Origin of the sequence: Mesorhizobium sp. M7A.F.Ca.CA.004.12.1.1 (genome assembly GCF_003997835.1) — a bacterium.
Taxonomy (GTDB): domain Bacteria; phylum Pseudomonadota; class Alphaproteobacteria; order Rhizobiales; family Rhizobiaceae; genus Mesorhizobium.
Genome location: NZ_RZRK01000830.1, coordinates 1 through 2,642, shown reverse-complemented (window position 1 = coordinate 2,642; position 2,642 = coordinate 1). Strand labels below are relative to the sequence as shown.

Genomic DNA, 2,642 nt, shown 5'->3' with positions numbered 1-2,642 from the left:
GTCCGGCGCCGCCCAGCAAGGCCGACAGCGATGCATCGCTTTTCAGCCTGAGAAACAGTGCCTGCTGTAAATCGCCTGGCGCGGTCATCGTCTTTTCCTCCAGTTCCTGCGCTGCCGATTATTGCTTTTCGGTAGCTGTCCGCGTTCTGCGTGTTCTGACAAATATAGCCATTCGACGCGCGGAGGCGATGGCGATTCGTCATCGGAATGATGGATGCCGATGATCTCGAAAGGGCGACTTTGCCAACACCATCGTCCGCGGGCACCGCGCCGTGAACATGGACTCTCGATTCCTGGTTACATATTCTCGCTCGATACAGGGTCGCATGACGATCCACGAAGCAATTTCGGAAGCTGATGATGTTGGATCCAGAAAAGACCAGGGCTGCCTCGCGGTTGTTGGTAGGCCACTGGGACCAGGGCACCCGTCTCGGCGCCATACCTGAGGCGTTGCGCCCACAAACACGGCTCGAAGGTTACGCCATCCAGTCGCATGTCATAGATCGCTCGGCGGCCTCGCTTTTCGGCTGGAAGATTGCCGCGACCAGTCTGGCCGGACAAAGGCACATCAACGTCGACAGGCCGATGGCCGGACGTCTCCTGGCCGAAAAAGCGGTGGAGGTCGGCGGGACCGTTTCGCTGGCGACGAGCAAGATGCGCGTGGCCGAGATCGAGTTCGCTTTCCGCTTCGGCCGCGAGTTGCCGCCTCGTCCTGCGCCCTATGAAATCGCCGAAGTGATGAAAGCCGTGGCGACCTTGCACCCGGCGATCGAAATTCCGGACTCACGCTATGACGATTTCTGCGCCGTCGGGGCGCCGCAGCTCATTGCGGACAATGCCTGCGCCAATCTGTTTGTCATCGGCGAGGCGGCGGAAGACGACTGGCGCGGCGTGGACCTTGCAAAGCACCCCGTGGTCGCTTTCGTTTCCGGAAAGTCGCAGCACAACGGATCGGGAGCGGCCGTGTTGGGCGATCCTCGCATCGCGCTCACCTGGCTCGTCAACGAGCTGTCGGGCCTGGGCATAGCGCTCCAACCGGGACAGGTGGTGATTACAGGCACCTGCGTGACGCCGATAAGCGTCGAGGCAGGCGACGAAGTCACCGGCGATCTCGGCCGGTTTGGCCGCGTCTCGGTGCGGTTTGTCTAGGCTCCGCGCTGCCTGGCCACGAAACTGCGCACCGCCAGCACCAGCACGGTGATGATGATCAGGATCACCGAGAGCGCGGCGATCGCCGGGTCGATGTTGTCGCGCAGGCCCATCCACATCAGCCTCGGCAGGGTGATGGCGTTGACCGAGGTGATGAACAGGGTGACGCCGATTTCTTCCCACGACAGCACGAAGGAGAGCAGTGCCGCTGTGATGATGCCGAACTTGATGTTGGGCATGATGATGCGGGTGGCGCGCTCCCACACAGTGGCCCCTAAGCCCCGCGCGGCAAGGTCGATGCGCCGGTCGAGCTGGCTGAGCGAGACCAGCATCAGCACGGTGGCGAAGGGCACCGTCATCACCGAATGCGCCATGGCGACGCCGAGCCATGTGTCATAGCCGAAGAACGTGCTGAAGCCCGAGATCGAGGTCAGCAGGAAGTAGAGCGTGATCGCCGAGACCACCGGCGGCACCACCATCGGCAGTAGCACGAAGCCGACCAGGGCCGCGGTGAAGCGGGGCTGGAACATCCAGACGCCGAGGCTGAAGCACAGCGCGAGCACGGTTGAAAAGGCGCTGCTGACGACACCGATGCGGATCGAGAGCAGGATCGATTGGAGCCAGCGCGGGTCCTCGACCAGCGCCCGGTAGTGGCGCAGCGACAGTTCGCCCGACGGCATCGCCAGCATGCGGCTCGGCGTCAGCGACACCGGGATGACGGCGAGCAGCGGCATCAGCAGGAACAGCGCCACGAGGGCGGCGATGATCAGCGAGACGGGACCGGGGCGGTAGGTCGGCATCAGATCAACTGCTTCGGTCTGACGTATCGGAACAAAAGCGCCATCAGCGCGCCGACGAACAGCACCAACACGACGCTGATCGCCGCCCCCAGGCCCCAGTCCGGGCTCTGGAAGATCCTGAGATAGATCAGCTCGGCGATCATGACGCTGCGGCCGCCACCGAGGATCGCCGGCGTGACGAAGAAGCCGAGCGAGAAGACGAACACGATCATCGCCGCGCCGATGATGCCGGAGCGCGTCATCGGCACGAACACTGTCCAGAAGGTGCGCATGCGGCTGGAGCCGAGCCCGCGCGCGGCCAGGAGCACGCGGTCGTCGAGGCTGCGCATAGCCGATGCCAGCGGGAAGACGGCGAAAGGAATGAGGAAATGCGTCATGCCGACGATGACGCCGAATTCGTTGCGCACCAGCGCCAACGGTTCGGAAATGAAGCCGATCGCCTGCAGCCAGCTGTTGATCAGGCCGCGATTGGAGAGCAGCGCCACCCAACCGAAGGCACGGGTCAGCACGGAAATCCAGAAGGGAACGAGAATGCAGAACTCGGCGACCAGGCGCTGTGCCGGGGTTCCACGCACCCAGACGACGGTGATGGCGTAGGCAGCGGCCACCGAAACCACGGTGCCGACCGCCGCGATGCGCAGCGTGCGGATGAACACCGACTGCACGAGATCGTCGGTAAGCAGCGCCTCATAC

At 63.5% G+C, this 2,642-nt stretch carries 4 protein-coding genes; 2 read left to right on the top strand and 2 right to left on the bottom strand.

The features are described 5' to 3' along the window. Window positions 1–224: hypothetical protein (locus tag EN984_RS38345; RefSeq protein ID WP_206517520.1), on the top strand; the 224-nt coding region annotated here is incomplete at its 5' end. A 136-nt stretch (window positions 225–360) separates the two neighbouring features. Then, window positions 361–1,149, top strand: coding sequence for a fumarylacetoacetate hydrolase family protein (locus EN984_RS30330; RefSeq protein ID WP_127272267.1), 789 nt, complete (start codon window positions 361–363; stop codon window positions 1,147–1,149). On the opposite strand, the gene EN984_RS30325 is transcribed toward EN984_RS30330, so the two are convergent. Together EN984_RS30325 and EN984_RS30320 are read right to left on the bottom strand one after the other, a co-directional pair. Beyond that, window positions 1,146–1,949 carry an ABC transporter permease gene (locus EN984_RS30325; RefSeq protein WP_127267595.1) on the bottom strand — a complete coding sequence of 268 codons (804 nt, stop codon included), beginning with the start codon at window positions 1,947–1,949 and terminating at the stop codon, window positions 1,146–1,148. The genes EN984_RS30330 and EN984_RS30325 overlap by 4 nt on opposite strands. Then, window positions 1,949–2,642: ABC transporter permease (locus EN984_RS30320; RefSeq protein WP_164765750.1), on the bottom strand; the 694-nt coding region annotated here is incomplete at its 5' end. The genes EN984_RS30320 and EN984_RS30325, both read right to left, overlap by 1 nt.